Source organism: Pseudomonas sp. TMB3-21, assembly GCF_054898145.1.
The window spans coordinates 4,855,600-4,872,132 of sequence record NZ_CM142718.1 but is presented as its reverse complement, the minus strand read 5'-3'; the positions used below and the strand labels follow the sequence as shown (position 1 = coordinate 4,872,132).

General features: G+C 60.3%; 18 protein-coding genes. 10 read left to right on the top strand and 8 right to left on the bottom strand.

The window, feature by feature from the left end; genetic code table 11:
* Nucleotides 1-32: 32 nt before the first annotated feature.
* The gene (locus ACYZTS_RS22115) at nucleotides 33-1,160 is read left to right on the top strand and encodes a GGDEF domain-containing protein (RefSeq protein WP_461992060.1); all 1,128 of its coding nucleotides are present in this window, start codon (nucleotides 33-35) and stop codon (nucleotides 1,158-1,160) included.
* A gap of 279 nt (nucleotides 1,161-1,439) precedes the next feature.
* Here the strand turns inward: ACYZTS_RS22115 and ACYZTS_RS22110 are convergent, their stop codons facing one another.
* Nucleotides 1,440-2,333, bottom strand: a complete 894-nt coding sequence (locus ACYZTS_RS22110) for a LysR family transcriptional regulator (protein WP_028624151.1) — start codon at nucleotides 2,331-2,333, stop codon at nucleotides 1,440-1,442.
* 102 nt (nucleotides 2,334-2,435) lie between these two features.
* Between ACYZTS_RS22110 and ACYZTS_RS22105 the strand changes: the two genes are divergently transcribed.
* Nucleotides 2,436-2,912: a (R)-mandelonitrile lyase gene (locus tag ACYZTS_RS22105; RefSeq protein ID WP_461992058.1), complete on the top strand. Its 477-nt coding sequence runs from the start codon at nucleotides 2,436-2,438 to the stop codon at nucleotides 2,910-2,912.
* A 193-nt stretch (nucleotides 2,913-3,105) separates the two neighbouring features.
* On the opposite strand, the gene paoC is transcribed toward ACYZTS_RS22105, so the two are convergent.
* Genes paoC through paoA form a run of 3 tightly spaced genes read right to left on the bottom strand, consistent with a single transcriptional unit; the run spans nucleotide 3,106 to nucleotide 6,877 of the window.
* Nucleotides 3,106-5,304 (bottom strand): aldehyde oxidoreductase molybdenum-binding subunit PaoC, encoded by a 2,199-nt coding sequence (gene paoC / locus ACYZTS_RS22100; protein ID WP_461992056.1) that lies wholly within the window; start codon nucleotides 5,302-5,304, stop codon nucleotides 3,106-3,108.
* The gene (locus tag ACYZTS_RS22095; protein WP_461992055.1) at nucleotides 5,301-6,257 is read right to left on the bottom strand and encodes an FAD binding domain-containing protein; all 957 of its coding nucleotides are present in this window, start codon (nucleotides 6,255-6,257) and stop codon (nucleotides 5,301-5,303) included. Before ACYZTS_RS22095 ends, paoC begins: the two co-directional genes overlap by 4 nt.
* The gene (gene paoA / locus ACYZTS_RS22090; protein ID WP_028623111.1) at nucleotides 6,254-6,877 is read right to left on the bottom strand and encodes an aldehyde dehydrogenase iron-sulfur subunit PaoA; all 624 of its coding nucleotides are present in this window, start codon (nucleotides 6,875-6,877) and stop codon (nucleotides 6,254-6,256) included. The genes ACYZTS_RS22095 and paoA overlap by 4 nt, the downstream gene beginning before the upstream one ends.
* Nucleotides 6,878-7,253: 376 nt before the next feature.
* Between paoA and ACYZTS_RS22085 the strand changes: the two genes are divergently transcribed.
* Nucleotides 7,254-7,946 carry a GNAT family N-acetyltransferase gene (locus ACYZTS_RS22085; RefSeq protein ID WP_461992053.1) on the top strand — a complete coding sequence of 231 codons (693 nt, stop codon included), beginning with the start codon at nucleotides 7,254-7,256 and terminating at the stop codon, nucleotides 7,944-7,946.
* A 98-nt stretch (nucleotides 7,947-8,044) separates the two neighbouring features.
* Here ACYZTS_RS22085 and ACYZTS_RS22080 read toward each other — a convergent pair whose 3' ends face one another.
* On the bottom strand, nucleotides 8,045-8,674 hold the full coding sequence (locus ACYZTS_RS22080; RefSeq protein ID WP_028623109.1) for a TetR/AcrR family transcriptional regulator: 630 nt from the start codon (nucleotides 8,672-8,674) through the stop codon (nucleotides 8,045-8,047).
* 85 nt (nucleotides 8,675-8,759) lie between these two features.
* Here ACYZTS_RS22080 and ACYZTS_RS22075 point away from each other — a divergent pair, with 85 nt between their 5' ends.
* On the top strand, nucleotides 8,760-9,347 hold the full coding sequence (locus ACYZTS_RS22075; protein WP_461992051.1) for an NAD(P)H-dependent oxidoreductase: 588 nt from the start codon (nucleotides 8,760-8,762) through the stop codon (nucleotides 9,345-9,347).
* Here ACYZTS_RS22075 and ACYZTS_RS22070 read toward each other — a convergent pair.
* Nucleotides 9,313-10,272 carry a class I SAM-dependent methyltransferase gene (locus tag ACYZTS_RS22070; protein WP_461992049.1) on the bottom strand — a complete coding sequence of 320 codons (960 nt, stop codon included), beginning with the start codon at nucleotides 10,270-10,272 and terminating at the stop codon, nucleotides 9,313-9,315. The two genes, ACYZTS_RS22075 and ACYZTS_RS22070, sit on opposite strands and share 35 nt — an antisense overlap.
* Nucleotides 10,273-10,489: 217 nt before the next feature.
* Here ACYZTS_RS22070 and ACYZTS_RS22065 point away from each other — a divergent pair, with 217 nt between their 5' ends.
* Nucleotides 10,490-10,933, top strand: coding sequence for a response regulator (locus tag ACYZTS_RS22065; protein ID WP_028623106.1), 444 nt, complete (start codon nucleotides 10,490-10,492; stop codon nucleotides 10,931-10,933).
* A 51-nt stretch (nucleotides 10,934-10,984) separates the two neighbouring features.
* On the top strand, nucleotides 10,985-11,677 hold the full coding sequence (locus ACYZTS_RS22060; RefSeq protein ID WP_461992046.1) for an HAD-IA family hydrolase: 693 nt from the start codon (nucleotides 10,985-10,987) through the stop codon (nucleotides 11,675-11,677).
* Between the two features lie 145 nt (nucleotides 11,678-11,822).
* Here ACYZTS_RS22060 and ACYZTS_RS22055 read toward each other — a convergent pair whose 3' ends face one another.
* Nucleotides 11,823-12,119 carry a DUF2388 domain-containing protein gene (locus tag ACYZTS_RS22055; protein WP_028623104.1) on the bottom strand — a complete coding sequence of 99 codons (297 nt, stop codon included), beginning with the start codon at nucleotides 12,117-12,119 and terminating at the stop codon, nucleotides 11,823-11,825.
* Nucleotides 12,120-12,367: 248 nt separating this feature from the next.
* On the opposite strand from ACYZTS_RS22055, the gene ACYZTS_RS22050 reads away from it, so the two are divergent.
* A complete protein-coding gene (locus ACYZTS_RS22050; protein ID WP_461992045.1) occupies nucleotides 12,368-12,964 on the top strand; it encodes a DinB family protein in 597 nt (198 codons plus the stop codon).
* Between the two features lie 37 nt (nucleotides 12,965-13,001).
* On the opposite strand, the gene ACYZTS_RS22045 is transcribed toward ACYZTS_RS22050, so the two are convergent.
* On the bottom strand, nucleotides 13,002-13,886 hold the full coding sequence (locus ACYZTS_RS22045; protein WP_461992043.1) for a LysR substrate-binding domain-containing protein: 885 nt from the start codon (nucleotides 13,884-13,886) through the stop codon (nucleotides 13,002-13,004).
* Between the two features lie 115 nt (nucleotides 13,887-14,001).
* Here ACYZTS_RS22045 and ACYZTS_RS22040 point away from each other — a divergent pair, with 115 nt between their 5' ends.
* The 3 genes from ACYZTS_RS22040 to ACYZTS_RS22030 are packed head-to-tail and all read left to right on the top strand — an operon-like array spanning nucleotide 14,002 to nucleotide 16,271.
* Nucleotides 14,002-15,018, top strand: coding sequence for an aldo/keto reductase (locus ACYZTS_RS22040; RefSeq protein ID WP_461992041.1), 1,017 nt, complete (start codon nucleotides 14,002-14,004; stop codon nucleotides 15,016-15,018).
* Nucleotides 15,019-15,020: 2 nt separating this feature from the next.
* Nucleotides 15,021-15,818 (top strand): SDR family NAD(P)-dependent oxidoreductase, encoded by a 798-nt coding sequence (locus ACYZTS_RS22035; RefSeq protein ID WP_028623100.1) that lies wholly within the window; start codon nucleotides 15,021-15,023, stop codon nucleotides 15,816-15,818.
* Between the two features lie 42 nt (nucleotides 15,819-15,860).
* Nucleotides 15,861-16,271: an SRPBCC family protein gene (locus tag ACYZTS_RS22030; RefSeq protein WP_028623099.1), complete on the top strand. Its 411-nt coding sequence runs from the start codon at nucleotides 15,861-15,863 to the stop codon at nucleotides 16,269-16,271.
* The last annotated feature ends 262 nt before the right edge of the window (nucleotides 16,272-16,533 follow it).

Below are 16,533 nucleotides of genomic sequence, written 5' to 3'. Positions count from 1 at the left end.
GTTTGTCGCAGCGGCTCGATCAGGCGGATCAAATGGGTGACCAGGGATTTCGGTACGACCAGCAAATGTTTATCGCACAGCAGGTCCGCAGCGACCGGTTGCATCAGCTTTTCCATCAATCATTCTCCGCAGTATTCGGCAGTTTTCTCGCTGCGGTGATGCTGTGCTGGGTGTGCTGGGACCGCTTCGATCATCGAGTGATCACGTGGTGGCTGGCGATTCTGACGGGATCAGCACTGTTGCGCCTGTTGATGTTCGCGTTGTATTTCCGTCGCGGCGCCGGGGGGCCGGATCCGCAGCGGTGGGAACGAATCTACTGGATCACGCTGGTCCTTTCCGCCGGCATCTGGGGTGCCGGTGCGCTGGCACTGATGCCGCCAGATGATTTGTTGGCGCAGGCGCTGGTAATGTTGTTTACCGTTGGCATGTCGGTCAGCGCGGTGTCGCGTTACTCGGCGTATCGGTACATGACGCTGGTATCAATCGGCCTGGTGCTGTTCCCGTCTACGTTCTGGCTGTTGTTCCAGCCGTCCCCCCTTCAGTTCGGTATAGCTGTGGCCGTGCTGGTTTTCACTTCGTTTGTGGCCAGCGCGACGCGCAAAATGTCCGACGCATTGGAAACCGCTTTTCGTTTGACCCGCGAAATGGAGCTCGCCCATCGCTTGTCCCTGCACGCCGCGCAGACGGATGAACTCACCGGCCTGAAGAACCGCCGGGCGTTTTTTGCCGAGGCGTACTTGCTGTTCAACCACTGCAAAAACAATCGCGTGCCGTTGTGCGCGGTGATGCTGGACATGGACCACTTCAAGCAGATCAACGATTCCTACGGGCATCAGGCCGGCGATCAGGTGTTGCGGCAGATGGGCGTGCTGATCGGCCAGTGCTTTCGCGAGGCTGACGTTTCCGGTCGAATGGGAGGGGAGGAGTTTGCGGTGCTGTTGCCCAATACCTCGATCGACCTCGCCACGGCCATCGCCGAACAACTGACGCGTTCCATTTCTGCCCTGATGACCGGGCCGGTGCACCGCATTACCGCCAGCCTTGGCGTGGCGGCGATGGAGGTCAATGACAATGACCTGCATAGCTTGCTGAACAACGCGGACAGGGCGTTATACCGGGCGAAAGCGCGCGGGCGTAATCAGGTGGCGGTGGCGGAGTGAGGGCGTTCTGAGGTTCTTGTGGTGTGAGGGTTGGCCTCATCGCGAGCAAGCTCTGCTCCCACAAGTTTTTGTTTTGTATGCAAGGTTCGGGATCGCCCGCGATGGCGGCAGGTCAGTCGACATTGATGTTGAATGTGCCGGCCTCATCGCGAGCAAGCTCTGCTCCCACAGGTTTTTGTTTTGTACGCAAGGTTCGGGATCGCCGCAATCCTGTGGGAGCCGGGCTTGCCCGCGATGACGGTAGCGAACCCGCCGCCTGCCAAACCTGACACCGCGCAATCACCCCCGATACCGCACCGCCTCGAGAAACAACGCAAACGCCGGCGATGCCTGACGCCGGCTCGGGTAATAAAGATGAAACCCGGTAAACGGCGCGCACCAGTCATCCAGCACCGCCACCAAACGTCCGTCCTCAATGTACGGCGCCACCATATCTTCCGGGATGTAACTCAAGCCGAAGCCGTCAAGCGCCGCCTGCAACAACTGGTACACGCCATTGAATGTGACTTGCCCCGACACCCGCACGTTCAGGCTTTCCTGATCCTTTTTGAACTCCCACGTGTACAGCCCGCCATTGGTGGGCAAGCGCAAATTGTTGCACGCATGTCCGGTCAGGTCTCGCGGGGTCAGCGGCTGGATACGATCGGTGAAATACGCCGGTGAACCCACCACCAGCATGCGCATGTCCGCCCCGATGCGGGTGGCGATCATGCCTTGCGCAACGTCTTCACCGAGGCGCACACCGGCGTCGAAACCCTGCGCGGCGATGTCGACGAAACCGTAGTCGCAGCACACCTCCACGGAGATGTCCGGATACTGCGCCAGGAACGGTTTCAACACCGGCCACAGGATGTATTCCAGCGCGTGGTCCATCGCATTGATGCGGATGTTGCCGGCCGGCGTGTCGCGCAGATCGCTCAACGCCGCCAGCTCGATCTCGATCTCTTCGAAGTGCGGGCCGATTTTTTCCAGCATGCGCTGGCCTGCTTCGGTTGGCGATACGCTGCGCGTGGTCCGGGTCAGCAGGCGCAAGCCCAGTCGCGCTTCCAGGCCACGGATGGTATGGCTCAGCGCTGATTGGGAAACGCCGAGCCTGGCAGCCGCCTTGGTGAAACTGCGCGCGCGCGCTACTGCCAGAAAGGCCAGCAGGTCATTGGCATTTTGCCGAAGCATTCATGAGTCTCCCTCATAGGTCTAAACCGATTCTAGTGGCTTATCAGTTGAACGCGTCATCGTTAAATTAAGTGAGTACCCACAACTTTATCGAGAATAGCCATGAAGAACCTTGCAGCCTCCGCGCTCTCGCTTTCACTCCTGGCCTTTGATGCCCACGCTCAGGAGACCCCGATGCTGACCGTCACCCCAAACGGCTCCCAACCCTCGGCCAAAGGCCCGGCAGATTATTTCACCGGCAGCGTGCGCGTTGATGCGCCGTTCAAGGGTACCGAGCCGGCGCGGGTCAGTGGCGCCACAGTCACCTTCGAACCGGGCGCTCGCACCGCGTGGCACACCCATCCGCTGGGCCAGACGCTGATTGTTACGGCTGGTTCGGGTTGGGTGCAGGAATTCGGGCAACCGGTGAAGGCGATCAAGTCGGGCGACACTGTGTGGATTGCGCCGAAGGTCAAGCATTGGCACGGCGCCACCGCGACCACCGCCATGAGCCACATCGCTATCGCTGAAGTGCTGGACGGCAAGGTCGTCGAGTGGATGGAACAGGTCAGCGCCGAGCAATATTCCGCCGCGCAATGACCTGACCGGATTACCTGAGGGAGCAGAGCTTGCTTTGACCTGTGGGAGCAAAGCTTGCTTTGACTTGTGGGAGCAAAGCTTGCTCGCGAAGAACGGTGATGCGGTCTCACTGACAGATTGCATCATCGTTCTTCGCGGGCAAGCCTTGCTCCCACAGGTGATCTGCGCAATTTTGCGATCGGATCAAGCCCCTTCAAATCATCTGCGGCAATTTATCCAGCATCTTGTCCAGCGTGATCGGATACTCGCGAACGCGGATCCCCGTCGCGTTGTAGACCGCATTGGCAATCGCCGCACTGACGCCGCACAGGCCCAGTTCCCCGACACCCTTGGCTTTCATCGGCGACGACACCGCATCGGTCTCATCGAGAAAAATCACTTCCTGATGCGGGATGTCGGCATGCACCGGCACTTCATAACTGGCCAGGTCGTGATTGACGAAAAAGCCGCGGCGCTTGTCCACCGCCAGTTCTTCCATCAACGCCGCACCGACGCCCATGGTCATCGCGCCGATCACCTGGCTGCGCGCCGACGTCGGGTTGAGGATCCGACCCGCCGCGCACACCGCCAGCATCCGTCGCACCCGGGTTTCACCGGTCGCGCTGTCGACCGCCACTTCGACGAAATGCGCGCCGAAGGTCGACTGCTGAAACTTCTTGCTCAGCTCGGCAAACTCGATCGTGTCCTCGGCAACGAGTTCCCCGGCCTGAGCCGCCTTACGCAGAGGGAAATTGTTGCCACCTGAACGCACTTCACCGTCGGCGAACACCGCGTCCTCTGCGCTGACGCCCAAGCGCTGGGCAACCGCCTCACGCAGTTTGACGCACGCCGCATACACACCCGCCGTCGAGCAGTTGGCCCCGAATTGGCCACCGGAACCGGCCGACACCGGAAAGCTCGAATCGCCCAGGCGCACGACCACTTGGTCAAGCGGCACGCCCATCATTTCCGCCGCCGTCTGCCCGATGATCGTGTAGCTGCCGGTGCCGATATCGGTCATGTCGGTTTCCACCGTGACGATGCCCTGATCACTGAGGCGCACCCGCGCGCCGGATTTCATCAACGCGTTATTGCGAAACGCCACGCCGACGCCCATCCCGATCAGCCAGCGCCCGTCGCGTTGCGTACCGGGTTGCGCATGACGTTTGTCCCAGCCGAAACGCTCGGCGCCGGTGCGCAGACATTCCACTAGCTGGCGCTTGGAATACGGCCGAGCGGGGTTGGTCGGGTCGACCTGGGCGTCGTTAAGGATGCGGAATTCGACCGGGTCGAGTTTGAGCTTTTCTGCCATCTCGTCCATGGCGATCTCCAGTGCCATCAAACCGGGCGTTTCCCCCGGCGCGCGCATGGCGTTGCCTTCCGGCAGATCGAGGGTGGTCAGGCGCATTGTCACCAAACGGTTTTCACCCGCGTAGAGCATCTTGCTCGGCTGCGCGGCGCGCTCGACTTTGCCGCCGGGCAAATCGCCGGACCAGCCTTCGTGAGCCATCGCGGTGATCTTGCCGTCAGCGCTCGCACCAATGCGAATGCGCTGGACCGTTGCCGGTCGGTGCGTCGTGTTGTTGATCATCAACGGCCGCGACAGCGCGACTTTCACCGGCCGCTTTGCCAGACGTGCACCGAGCGCGGCGAGCACCGCATCGGAGCGGATGAACAGCTTGCCGCCGAAGCCTCCGCCGATGTACGGCGAAATCAGCCGCACGTTCTGCTTCGGCATGCCAAGGGTGGTCGCCAGATCAGTGACAGACCAGTCGATCATCTGGTTCGAGGTCCACAACGTCAGTTTGTCGCCTTGCCACGCGGCCATCGAGGCGAACGGTTCCATCATCGCGTGGGCCTGATCGGGCGTGAAGTAAGTCTCGTCCAGCTGCACGGGCGCCGCCGCATAGGCTCCGGCGAAATCGCCGTGCACCGTATCGGCCATCTGGTCCTTGGCTTCGACGCCCGAGGCGCGCGAACTGGCAAGGTCGAAGGCGCCCTTGGCGATAACATAGGAGACGTTGACCAGTTCGGCGGCGGCGCGGGCCTGCTCGAATGTCTCGGCGATCACCAGTGCGACGGCCTGATGGTAGTGATCGATCTGCGGCCCGCCGAGCAGAGGCGCGGTGTTGTATTTGCCCTTGCCGAGTTTGCCGGCATTGGCGGCGGTGACGATGGCAATCACGCCCGGCGCGGACTCAGCCAGGGCCAGGTCCATCGAGGCGATGCGGCCCTTGGCGATGGCCGAGCCGACGACCGCACCGTAGGCCTGGTTCGCCGCAGCGTCGTGATGTTCATAGGCATAGGGGGCGTGGCCGGTGGTTTTCAGCGGGCCTTCGATGCGAGGTGTGGCCTTGCCGACCACCTTCATCTGATCGATCGGGTTGGTTGTGGCGGGCGTGTCGAATTTCATGCCTGAACCCTCGCTTGTGCTATCACCGAAGCGAGCGTGCGCTCGACCAGGGTCAGTTTGAATGCGTTCTGTTCGGTGGTTTTAGCGCCGGCGAGCAATTGTTCGGACACCGCCATGGCGCCCTTGGACATTGCCGCTTCAGCTGCTTCCACTCGCCACGGTTTGTGCGCAACACCGCCGAGAGCGACGCGGCCGGAGCCGTCCCGTTGAATCACGGCGCCCACCGAAATCAGGGCAAAGGCGTAAGACGCTCGATCGCGGACCTTCTGATAAATGTGGGTGCCGCCCAGCGGTGGCGGCAGGGTGACCGCGGTGATCAGTTCGTTCACCGCCAGTGCGGTTTCGATGTTGGGCGTATTGCCCGGCAGACGATGAAAATCGGCAATCGCAATAGTGCGCGTGGTGCCGTCGGCGCGCACGGTTTCGACTTGCGCATCCAGGGCACGCATGGCCACCGCCATGTCGCTCGGGTGAGTGGCGATGCACGCGTCACTGACGCCGAGAATGCCCAATGGCCGACTGAATCCGCCAATCGCCGAACAGCCGCTGCCGGGCACGCGTTTATTGCACGGCTGGTTCGTGTCGTAAAAATACGGGCAACGGGTGCGTTGCAACAGATTGCCCGCCGTGGTGGCGCGGTTGCGTAATTGACCCGAGGCGCCGGCGAGCAGGGCTCGGGAGAGCAGGGCGTAGTCCTTGCGCACGCGGGCGTCGGCGGCGAGGTCGGTGTTGCGCACCAGAGCGCCGATTTTCAGGCCGCCTTCGGGCGTGGCTTCGATCCGGTCGAGGGCCAGGCCATTGACGTCGATCAGATGGGTCGGCGTTTCGATGTCGAGCTTCATCAAGTCCAAAAGATTGGTGCCGCCGGCAATGAAGCGCGCACCTTCGACCTGGGCCGCCAGCGCAGCGGCTTCGGCCGGGGATTTGGCGCGTAGATAACTGAAGGGCCTCATACGCTGACCTCCGCGACTTCGCTGATCGCATCGATGATGTTTGAGTAAGCACCGCAGCGGCAAATGTTGCCGCTCATGCGTTCTTGAAATTCGCTGGCAATCAGCTGCGGCTGGTCAGTGAGGGTGGGGCTGACGTGGCTGGGAATGCCGTCGCGGATTTCTCCGAGCACGGCGACCGCCGAACAGATCTGCCCCGGCGTGCAATACCCGCATTGGTAGCCGTCGTGTTTGATGAACGCTGCCTGCATCGGGTGCAGTTTGTCTGGCGAGCCGAGCCCTTCGATGGTGGTGACTTTCGAGCCTTCGTGCATCACCGCCAGGGTCAGGCAGGAATTGAGGCGCCTGCCGTCGACAATCACCGTGCAAGCGCCGCACTGGCCGTGGTCGCAACCTTTTTTGGTGCCGGTCAGTTGCAGGTTTTCGCGCAAGGCATCGAGCAGCGTGGTGCGCGTGTCGACGTCCAGTGACTGCTGTTTGCCGTTCACCTCGAACGAGACTTTTTCCTTGATCGGGCGCGCTGCGTTAGCGGCAGACGCACGCGCGGAAATGAAAGGTGGCAGCGCCACGGCAGCTGCCGTCACTGCGCCGACAATCAAAAATTTGCGCCGGGAGATCGACATCAGGTCACGGTCGTCCATTGGTTCGATTCCTCTAGATTTTCGGGGCGTTGCCAGTCCTCATCAAAAGAGTGACCCGTGCGCTCGCAGAATGTTTTTGCGGTATTGAGCTATAGAGTTATGCGTCGGGCTCATGAATCGCCCGGCGGGCGGCTGCCTATTCAGTCCATAGTAGAAAGATTGAGGGTTTCTATTAAGGGCGTGAAACTGCATGAAGTGATGAGGTGAATTCATTAATGGCAGCGTTTACTTTTAGACGAGCCGTTTGTGCACGTTATGATAGGCGCGCCGTATTCGCGGGATCGTTACGCAGGCTTCGCCAGCTGCTACCGGGATCAGCGTAGCTTTGTAAATTGTCGACAGTGTTTCAGAGAGCCTCATGCCCCAGATTACCCACTACAAAATTCCGTGCCCTGAGCCCGTTAATAGCCAGATCCTGCAACTGGTGGTCGATAACCTCAGCGACATCAGCATGGTCGCGATCCCGCCGAGCAACCTGTTGTACAACGTCTATCAGTACGCGATCGGCTTCGAGGTGCATCTGTATCTGGAGGCATTGAACGGGACGAAAGGCATTGCGGTGGAGCTGCTGGTGGCGTCGGATGACGACGACCCGGAAAAGGTCCTCGGTTTCCTGCTGTACCTGCCGATGCAGGACGATCCCGATGCGTGCGGTGTGGCGTATATGGCGGTGCACGCGGGTCATCGTCGACAGAGCATAGCCCGGCGAATGCTGCGCGAGATGGTCGGCCGTTACCCGCATGCGGAGCTGAGCTGTGCGGTGGCCAAGGTGCCGTATTTTGAAGCGACGGGTTTTCAGGTGACGGGCGTGCGCGGGACGCAGGTGCTGATGAACACCCGCGATCATGCCAGCGACGGCTTGATGGGGATGCTGGATGTGGCGCCGATCTATAGCTCGCTTGAAGTGCGACAGATCCACACCTACCTGCTGCAAAAGCACGGCAAGCGGGCCATGCTCGATGCGGAAAAACAGCGCGACCGGCATCTGGACCAGCTGACGCATCGCGCGAATGAATTTGTGCGGCAGCGGCTTGGCAACGGGATCGGTTAAGGCGACAGAGTGCGTGTAGGAGCAAGCGTGCTCGCGATGGTGTCGGATGAACCGATATATTAGTAAATGACACACCGCCATCGCGAGCAAGCGTGCTCCTACGGGACAATGTTTGAGTTTCTTTCAACCATCCCCACAATGATTTCAAACAACTCTTGCTGAGCATCTGCCCCGTTGATTTCTCCCTTCGCAGCAGCATGGGATAACGCTTCCGCGGCGCCGAGCATCGCGCGCAGTCCGGCAGGACGGATTTCACCGGATCCTGCGAACGGGGCGAGGTGGTTGCGGCACTTGCCGAGGAAAATCGCTTCGTACTCGCGCTTGATTTTCGCAAGCTCCGGCGAACCGGCCAGCGCGGCGATCACGCCGGAAATCTCGTTGCCTTGCAGCAGCACACAGTCGACATAACACGCAGCGATCAGCCTCGCAGTACCGACCAGCGTCGGCTCGCACTGCGCCAGCGCCTCATCCATCAGCAGCGTCTGCCGAGCGTCGAAGTCCTGATACAGCGCCGCCAACAGTCCGGACCGTGTTGTGAAGTGGTCGTAAACCACCGGTTTGGTGATGCCGGCCTGCTCGGCCAGACGACCCAGGGTCAGCGCATCGGTGCCTTCTTCGCGAACGAGTTGCCAGGCGACATCGAGCAGTTGCCGCCCACGGGCTTCTCGTGACAGGCGTCGTCGTGGAGCGGGCGCAGCCAGCGATCGGCTTGTGTCAGTGATTGACATCGCTATGTACCATAAGTAATTTAACGGCGTTAACTTACCGAAAGTATATAGTTGTCGTCCCGGACGCTCAATCAGGAGTTTCAGCATGCGCACGCTGATCGTTGTCGCTCACCATGATCCCCGCTCGCTCACCCACAGCCTGGCGGCCCATATTGCCCTGGGTCTGACGCAAACCGATGCCACCGTGGAGATGGCCGATCTCTCGGCTGAAGGGTTTGACCCAAGGTTCAGCGCGGCGGACCTGGCGGTGCATCATCAGGAGGCGCCAGCGCCGGCCGATGTGCTCGCCGAACAGGCACGAATCGACCGCGCCGATGACCTGGTGATGGTGTTTCCGGTGTATTGGTGGTCGATGCCGGCGCTGCTCAAGGGCTGGATCGACCGCGTGTTCGCCAATGGCTGGGCGTTCGATTTCAGCGCCGATGCCAAGCTTGAAAAAAAGCTGCGGCATTTGCGCGTTCACCTGTTCGGAGTCGGTGGTGCAGACGCGGGCACCTACGCTCGGCACGGCTATGCCGACGCCATGAAAACCCAGATCGATCACGGGATTTTTGACTACTGCGGTGCGCAGGTGGTGACGTCCGAGTTGCTGCTGGAATCTGAAACCCAAGACCCGGCGATTCATCTGCAGGCCGCACTCACCTTCGGACGAGGGCTGAATCTCCCAAGTTGAACACCAGCGCTTTTAACCCACACTCTGGATCCGCGTCAGGAAACTCCGGTGGATTCTCCAGTCGCTGCTCAAAACGCAACCCCGGCGCTTCTCGCATCACACCTTCAATAAGGAAATCGGCACCGAGTGCCGGGTCGTTCATGCAGGCCAGCACCGTGCCCTGCGGGCCGAGCAACTCGGGCAAGCGGCGCAACACACGCTGGTAGTCCTTGGTCAGCAGGAAACTGCCTTTCTGAAAGGACGGTGGATCGATGATCACCAGATCATACGGCCCCTTGCCGATCACCTTGCCCCACGACTTGAACAGGTCGTGGCCAAGGAAAGTCACCTTGCTCAGGTCATGGCCGTTCAGGCGATGATTATCGCGGCCCCGACTGAGCGCCGGGCTCGACATGTCCAGGTTGACCACATGCTCGGCGCCACCCTCGATGGCCGCCACCGAGAATCCGCAGGTGTAGGCAAACAGATTCAACACCCGCTTGCCTTGTGCGTTGGCGCGCACCCAATCGCGACCGTAACGCATATCGAGGAACAGCCCGGTGTTCTGCTTTTTGCCCAGGTCGACGCGATATCGCAGGCCGCCCTCGATGATGGTCATGTCATCGATGACGTCCCCGAGCAGCCATTCGGTGGTGCTCTGCAGCAGGTAGCGATGTTGCAACGCCAGGGTGTGCGCAGCGGATTGTTGCCATTCAGGTGAGGCAGCAGCCGCCATCAGCAACTGCTTCAGCGCTGCCAGTTGTGCCGCCTCCGGCTCTTTAAACAGTGACACCAGCACCACGCCTTGCAGCCAGTCCACCGTGACCTGCTCCAGCCCCGGCCAGCAACGGCCGCGGCCATGGAAGAGCCGGCGCGTTTCATCCGGTGCGTCTGCCAATGCCTTGAGCAAATGATCGTGGAGGGTGGAGAGGGCGTCAGAGTTCATTGGGCAGCGTCGGCAATTCAAGGGGGTGGCATTTTACCCAAAATTGCGCCGGCGTGACCCCGCAAAGCTGTCGCTGCACCTCTCTTGAGGTGTTAAACGTCACTTTTTATCAGTTGCTTGTATCAAAAGTGAATTTCCGCGGAGCGCGCTGCTCATACCTCATAAGCAGCGGATTTGAGCCCGCAACATTATTCGAGTTATCAGGGAGTGGCAGCGTATGTGTCCAGAATCCAAGGCGGGCAATAACCGACCTGAGGGATTGATTCTTGTAGTTGAAGATGACCCGTTGATCCTGGAGTTTCTGGTCGAAATTCTTCTGGACGAAGGCTTCAAAGTTGAATCCAAGGTCAGTGCGGATGAGGCATGCGTTTATCTGGAAGAGCATGCAGACAAGGTTCGTCTGTTGCTCACCGATATCACTATGCCGGGTGCAAAGAATGGTGCGGACCTCGCCAACCACTTCGGCGACCGCTGGCCGGACAAGCCGATCATGATCATGTCTGGCTACGAAACCCCGGAAACGTCCGGAGTGCGGCACGACGTCAAGTTCATCAAAAAGCCGTGGGCGATGGGGCAGTTGCTGGATACCGTGGAAGCGGCCTTCTGCTCGGAACCGGTCCGCCAAAATACTTCGAGTGGTGCGGTCATAGAGTCTCGCTGATGCTACATTGCTGGCCAGGTGTTTCCGCCTCTAGCGAAAGGAAGTTTTTTCTTGTCAGCGAATGCATCCGTTTTCAATAAGCCCTATCGCGCGTTCCTGTTTGACATGGACGGCACCGTGCTCAACTCGATTGCTGCCGCCGAGCGCATCTGGACTACCTGGGCTGTGCGCCATGGCGTTGACGTCGAGTCATTCCTGCCGACTATCCATGGTGTGCGGGCTGTCGACACGATCACCCGACTGGGACTGCCCGGAGTGGATGCCGAGGCGGAAGCGGCCTGGGTCACCGAAGCAGAAATCGAAGACGTAGAGGGCATCGTCGAGGTGGCGAGTGCGGCAGCGTTTCTGCGGTCGTTGCCGGCGGACAAGTGGGCTATCGTGACCTCTGCGCCGAGATTGCTGGCGTTACGCCGTATGGCTGCAGCGGGCATTCCCGAGCCAGCCGTGATGATCACGGCCGAAGGCGTCAGTGCCGGTAAACCCGATCCCGCAGGCTACAAACTCGCAGCGCAGCGACTCGGCGTCGAGATAACGGACTGCCTGATTTTCGAGGATGCGACCGTCGGCATTCAGGCAGCTGAAGCCTCGGGTGCAGACCTTGTCATCATCACCTCGACCCATGCCCAGCCCCTCGAAACCACGCATGCGACGCTCGCCGATTACGCATCGGTCAGCACGGCCACAGATCCCGACGGCGAGTTACGGCTCACCACAATCAACACGGACCAAAGCCAGAATCGCTAATCCTGTAGGTTCTGCTTGTCTCACATTCTCTACGCGCTCCACGGGTGAAACCGTTCACCGGCAGCGCAAAAAAACCGGCTGTTCGAGAAGATCGAGCAGCCGGCGTTGGTGTTGGGTGTGCTGTCGTAAATCACGGCCAGGCCATTTACTGAGCAAGAATGGCCTGAGCCAGTTCTGCGTCGCTCGCCGTCAACCCAGGATTTTTCTGACGGATATCCTGCATTACCGACTCCAGATACACGCCGCGAATCGTGCCGCCACTGGCAACGAAACTGGAAGCGTCATCCCGGGCGGGGATCATCATTTTGTCATCCTTGAACGTCGAATACAGCGAAGCGGAGACACCCGCCGACGTGGCAACATCTTTTGCGTCAACATCGGCCAAGGCCGAACCAACGGGCAAGCACAGCACGAGCGAAGAGATGAGTAACAGACGGCGCATAACGGTGTCCTCCGACAACATAAAGCGTAAGGGATGTATTACACAGTCTAGGATCGATTACGCAGGTCTGTAGTTCCGGGCCACATAAATAATCAATTTTGCCAACTGCATCACCGCAGATCAGTTGGGCGGGCAGGTCGCTACCCTCCGTTGCACGCAAGTGATCCCGACCGATGATCAGCCTTTGCGCGGGCAGGCGTCACGCGGGCTATGCTTGGCAGTGCGCCCATCACCATGGGAGAACTGCAATGCTCAACCTACGCACTGCCCGCATGCTGACTGATTACAAACGCTGGGCCGACCGGCGCCTGTTTGACAGCCTGGCAGCCCTGCCGCCGGGTGAGGTCTATAAAGACCGCGTCTCGGTGTTCAAGAACATGATTGGTACCCTCAATCACATCTACATCGTGGACTGCATCTGGCAGGCCCACCTCGAAGGCCGAGGCCACGGTTTCAAGACGTCCCACGATCTGCTGCACCCGGATTTGCCGGAGCTACGCCTGGCACAAAACGACATCGATAACTGGTACTGCAAATGGACCGCCTGGCAGACAGATGCGTCGCTGGAAAAAGCGGTCGAATTCACTTTTGTTTCCGGCGAAAGCGCCACCATGAGCGCCGGCGAGATGCTCCTGCACGTCGTCAATCACGCCAGCTATCACCGTGGCTGGGTGATCCAGATGTATTTCGAGATACCGGCCATGCCGCCAGTAACTGACATGCCGGTGTACTTGCGCGAAGCCGACCCGGGTGCTTTTCTCTCGCTTGATCGACCGGCAATGGCGCCGACATGTGTGGGTAGATACGCGAGCGCAACCAACGTTTTGCCGGATCGTTATCGTTGAAGCAGTCCCACACCATGGACCGCTAGGACAGCACTATCTACTCCGTCAACACCTTGCGAAACGTCTCCACCAACGGCCGCAGATTGATCCGGTGCCACGCCGCCCACAGCGGCGTGGTAAAGGAAATCCACGGCACTTCCCGCAAGACCACTCCCGGCGGTGCGTTGCGGCTCAGGCCTCTCTGGATCATCGCGACGCCGAGTCCCGACGCCACCAACCCCAGTGCAGTAAAGGGTTCAGTGGCCTTCATGCGGATGTCCGGGGTGAAACCGGCGCGGATGCAGGCGCTGACGAAGTCGTCGTGGCTGGCCGCATTCTGGCGATGCTGCACGCCGATCCATTCCTGCTCCGCGAGATCGGCCGGTGCCAGTTTAGGCTGCTGCGCCAGCGGATGATGCTCGGGCAGGGCCAGCAACATCGGGTCGTCGAGCACCTGAAATCCGAGCAAATCCGGGTCGTCACCGACCGGTGGTTCGCTGACCAGAGCGATATCGAGACTACGCTGACGCAGCCCTTCGAGCTGCTCGGCAGAGCTCAGGTTGTACAGCGCGATATGCACGCTCGGCCGCTCTGCGCGCAGCACTCGCAAGGCATTCGGCAAGACGCCGGCGTGCATGGCGTTCTCGATGTAGCCGATGCACAAACCGCCTTCTTCCCCGCGACCCAGGCGTTTGCCGAGGGATTCCAGACGATTGGCGTGGGTCAGCAGGGCACGGGTTTCGGCGAGGAACGTCTGGCCGTCGCGTGTCAGGCGAATGCGCTGCTGGCTGCGTTCGAACAGGGTCAGGCCCAGGCGTTCTTCAAGCTGAGCGATCTGCCGGCTCAGCGGCGATTGGGAAATATGCAGGCGCTCGGCGGCGCGACCGACGTGTTCTTCTTCGGCGACCGCTACGAAATAGCGCAATTGGCGGATGTCGATCATGTCAGACCTACGGGGACTCAAGTGCTGCAGATTATGTCTTGGACGGTCCGACCACCGCAATCTACGATCTGCTCAATGGTCATCAACGACCTCTGAGCATTACGAGGATTGAATCATGAGTCTGAAAGACAAACTGCCGGGTGCACTCGGTTTTGGCACCGCGCCATTGGGCAACATGTTCCGCGCCATTCCCGAAGAAGAAGCGCAGGCCACCGTGCACGCCGCTTGGGATGCTGGCGTGCGCTACTTCGACACCGCGCCGTTTTACGGCTCGGGCCTGTCCGAGATTCGCCTGGGCACCGCGTTGTCTCAGTACAACCGTGACGATTACGTGCTGAGCAGCAAAGTCGGCCGGGTGATCCTCGATGAAATCGAAGACGCTGCGGCGCGTGATCTGGGTGAGAAGAGCGGGGTGTTCGAGCACGGTCGTGCGAACAAAATCGTTAACGACTACAGCGCCGACGCGACGATGCGCTCGATTGAAGACAGTTTGAAGCGTCTGCAAACCGATCGCCTGGACATCGTCTGGGTGCATGACATCGCTCAGGATTTCTACGGTGATCAGTGGCTGGAATATTTCAACCAGGCGCGTACCGGCGCGTTCAAAGTCCTCACCCGGTTGCGCGAAGAAGGCGTGATCAAGGGCTGGGGGCTGGGCGTGAACAAGGTCGAGCCTTGTGAGTTGACGCTCGATCTGAGCGAAGCACAGCCGGATGGCTTTCTCCTGGCCGGTCGCTACACGCTGCTCGACCATGATCGCGCGCTGCAGCGGTTGATGGACGCTGCCTTGGCGCAGAGCGTCGAGATCGTGGTCGGCGGCCCGTACAGCTCGGGCATCCTTGCCGGCGGTGCGCATTTCGAATATCAGCAAGCCAGCCCGGCGATTGCAGGCAAGGTCGAGCAGATCAAACGCATCGCAGCGGCGCATGGCGTCGATATCAAAGCAGCGGCGTTGCAATTCTCGTTGGCCAACCCGGCGGTGGCGGCAGTGATCCCGGGCTCCAGTCGTCCGGGGCGGATCGCGGAAGACGTTGCGGCATTGTCGGCCGTCATTCCAGCGGCGTTCTGGCAGGCGATGCGCGAGGCCAAACTGGTCTGCGAGCGTGCGCCGTTACCGACGACAGGAGCATGAGCATGAAGATTGATTTGAGCGGAAAACTCGCCATCGTCAGCGGCAGCACTGCCGGTATCGGCCTGGGCATCAGCAAGGCACTGGCCGAATCCGGCGCCGCGGTGGTGGTGATCGGGCGCGACGCGGCCAAGGTCGAGGAGGCCCTGGCGAACATTCGTCAAAGCGTTCCCGATGCACAACTGCGAGGTTTGACTGCTGACCTCGGCACCGCTGAAGGCGCCGAGCAATTGTTCGCCGCCGAGCCGCGCGCCGACATCCTGGTGAACAACCTCGGGATCTTCAACGAGGTGGATTTCTTTGATACGCCAGACAGTGAATGGACGCGGTTTTATGAGGTCAACGTCATCTCCGGCGTGCGTCTGTCGCGGCATTACGCGCCGGGGATGGTCAAGCAAGGGTGGGGCAGGGTGATCTTCCTGTCCTCGGAATCCGGCATCGCAATCCCGGCCGATATGCTCAACTATGGCGTGACCAAAAGCGCTAACCTTGCGGTGTCCCATGGTTTGGCCAAGCGCCTGGCCGGCACCGGTGTGACGGTCAACGCGGTTCTGCCCGGACCGACCTTGACCGATGGGCTGGAGCAGATGCTCAAAAGCGCTACCGCTGCGTCGGGCCTTAGCGTTCAGGAGGAGGCCGACGCGTTTGTGCGCAAGGCTCGGCCGACGTCGATCATTCAGCGCGTGGCGCAGGTGGAAGAGGTTGCGAATCTGGTGGCGTACATTGCTTCGCCGTTGTCCTCGGCCACCACGGGCGCGGCTCTGCGAGTCGACGGCGGTGTCGTCGACAGCATGGCGATTTGAGTTTTCAGTTCATCTATAGAAAGTATTGAGAGAGAAAAATTTATGGCGACTGCATCAGCGACGATCGATATTCCGGCTTCGGCCGATAAAGTGTGGCAGTTGATCGGCGGCTTCAATTCGCTGCCGGACTGGCTGCCCTTCATTGCTCAGAGCGAACTGAGCGAAGGCGGGCGCGTGCGCAGCCTGCGTACGGCGGATGGCGCCGAAGTGGTGGAACGTCTGCGCACCTTTGACGACGCGGCGAAAACGTACAGCTATTCGATTGTGCAGGCACCATTCCCGGCCACGGATTATCTGGCGACGATCCTGGTGGAGACTGAAGGCGAGGGCGCTCGCGTGACCTGGTCGGGGCGTTTTGCACCGCAAGGCGTGAGCGAAGAAGAAGTGGTGGCGTTGTTCAGCGGGATCTATCAGGGCGGGCTTGAGGCCCTTCGAGGCAACTTCCCGGCCTGATAGTCGCATCGGCCGGTGGGAGCAAAGCTTGCTCGCGAAAGCGGTGGGTCAGTTGGCAACTGCGTGCCTGACCGACCGCTATCGCTGGCAAGCCAGCTCCTACAGGTTTTGTGGGTGGTTTGTAAGTTTTGGTACGACTCAAACCCGTAGGAGCCGGCTTGCTGGCGATGGCGGTGGCGATATTGATGTTGATGTTGAGGCCAATGGTGAATGTACAACCGCCATCGCGAGCTAGCTTTGCTCAGACGGCGGACAGTGGACA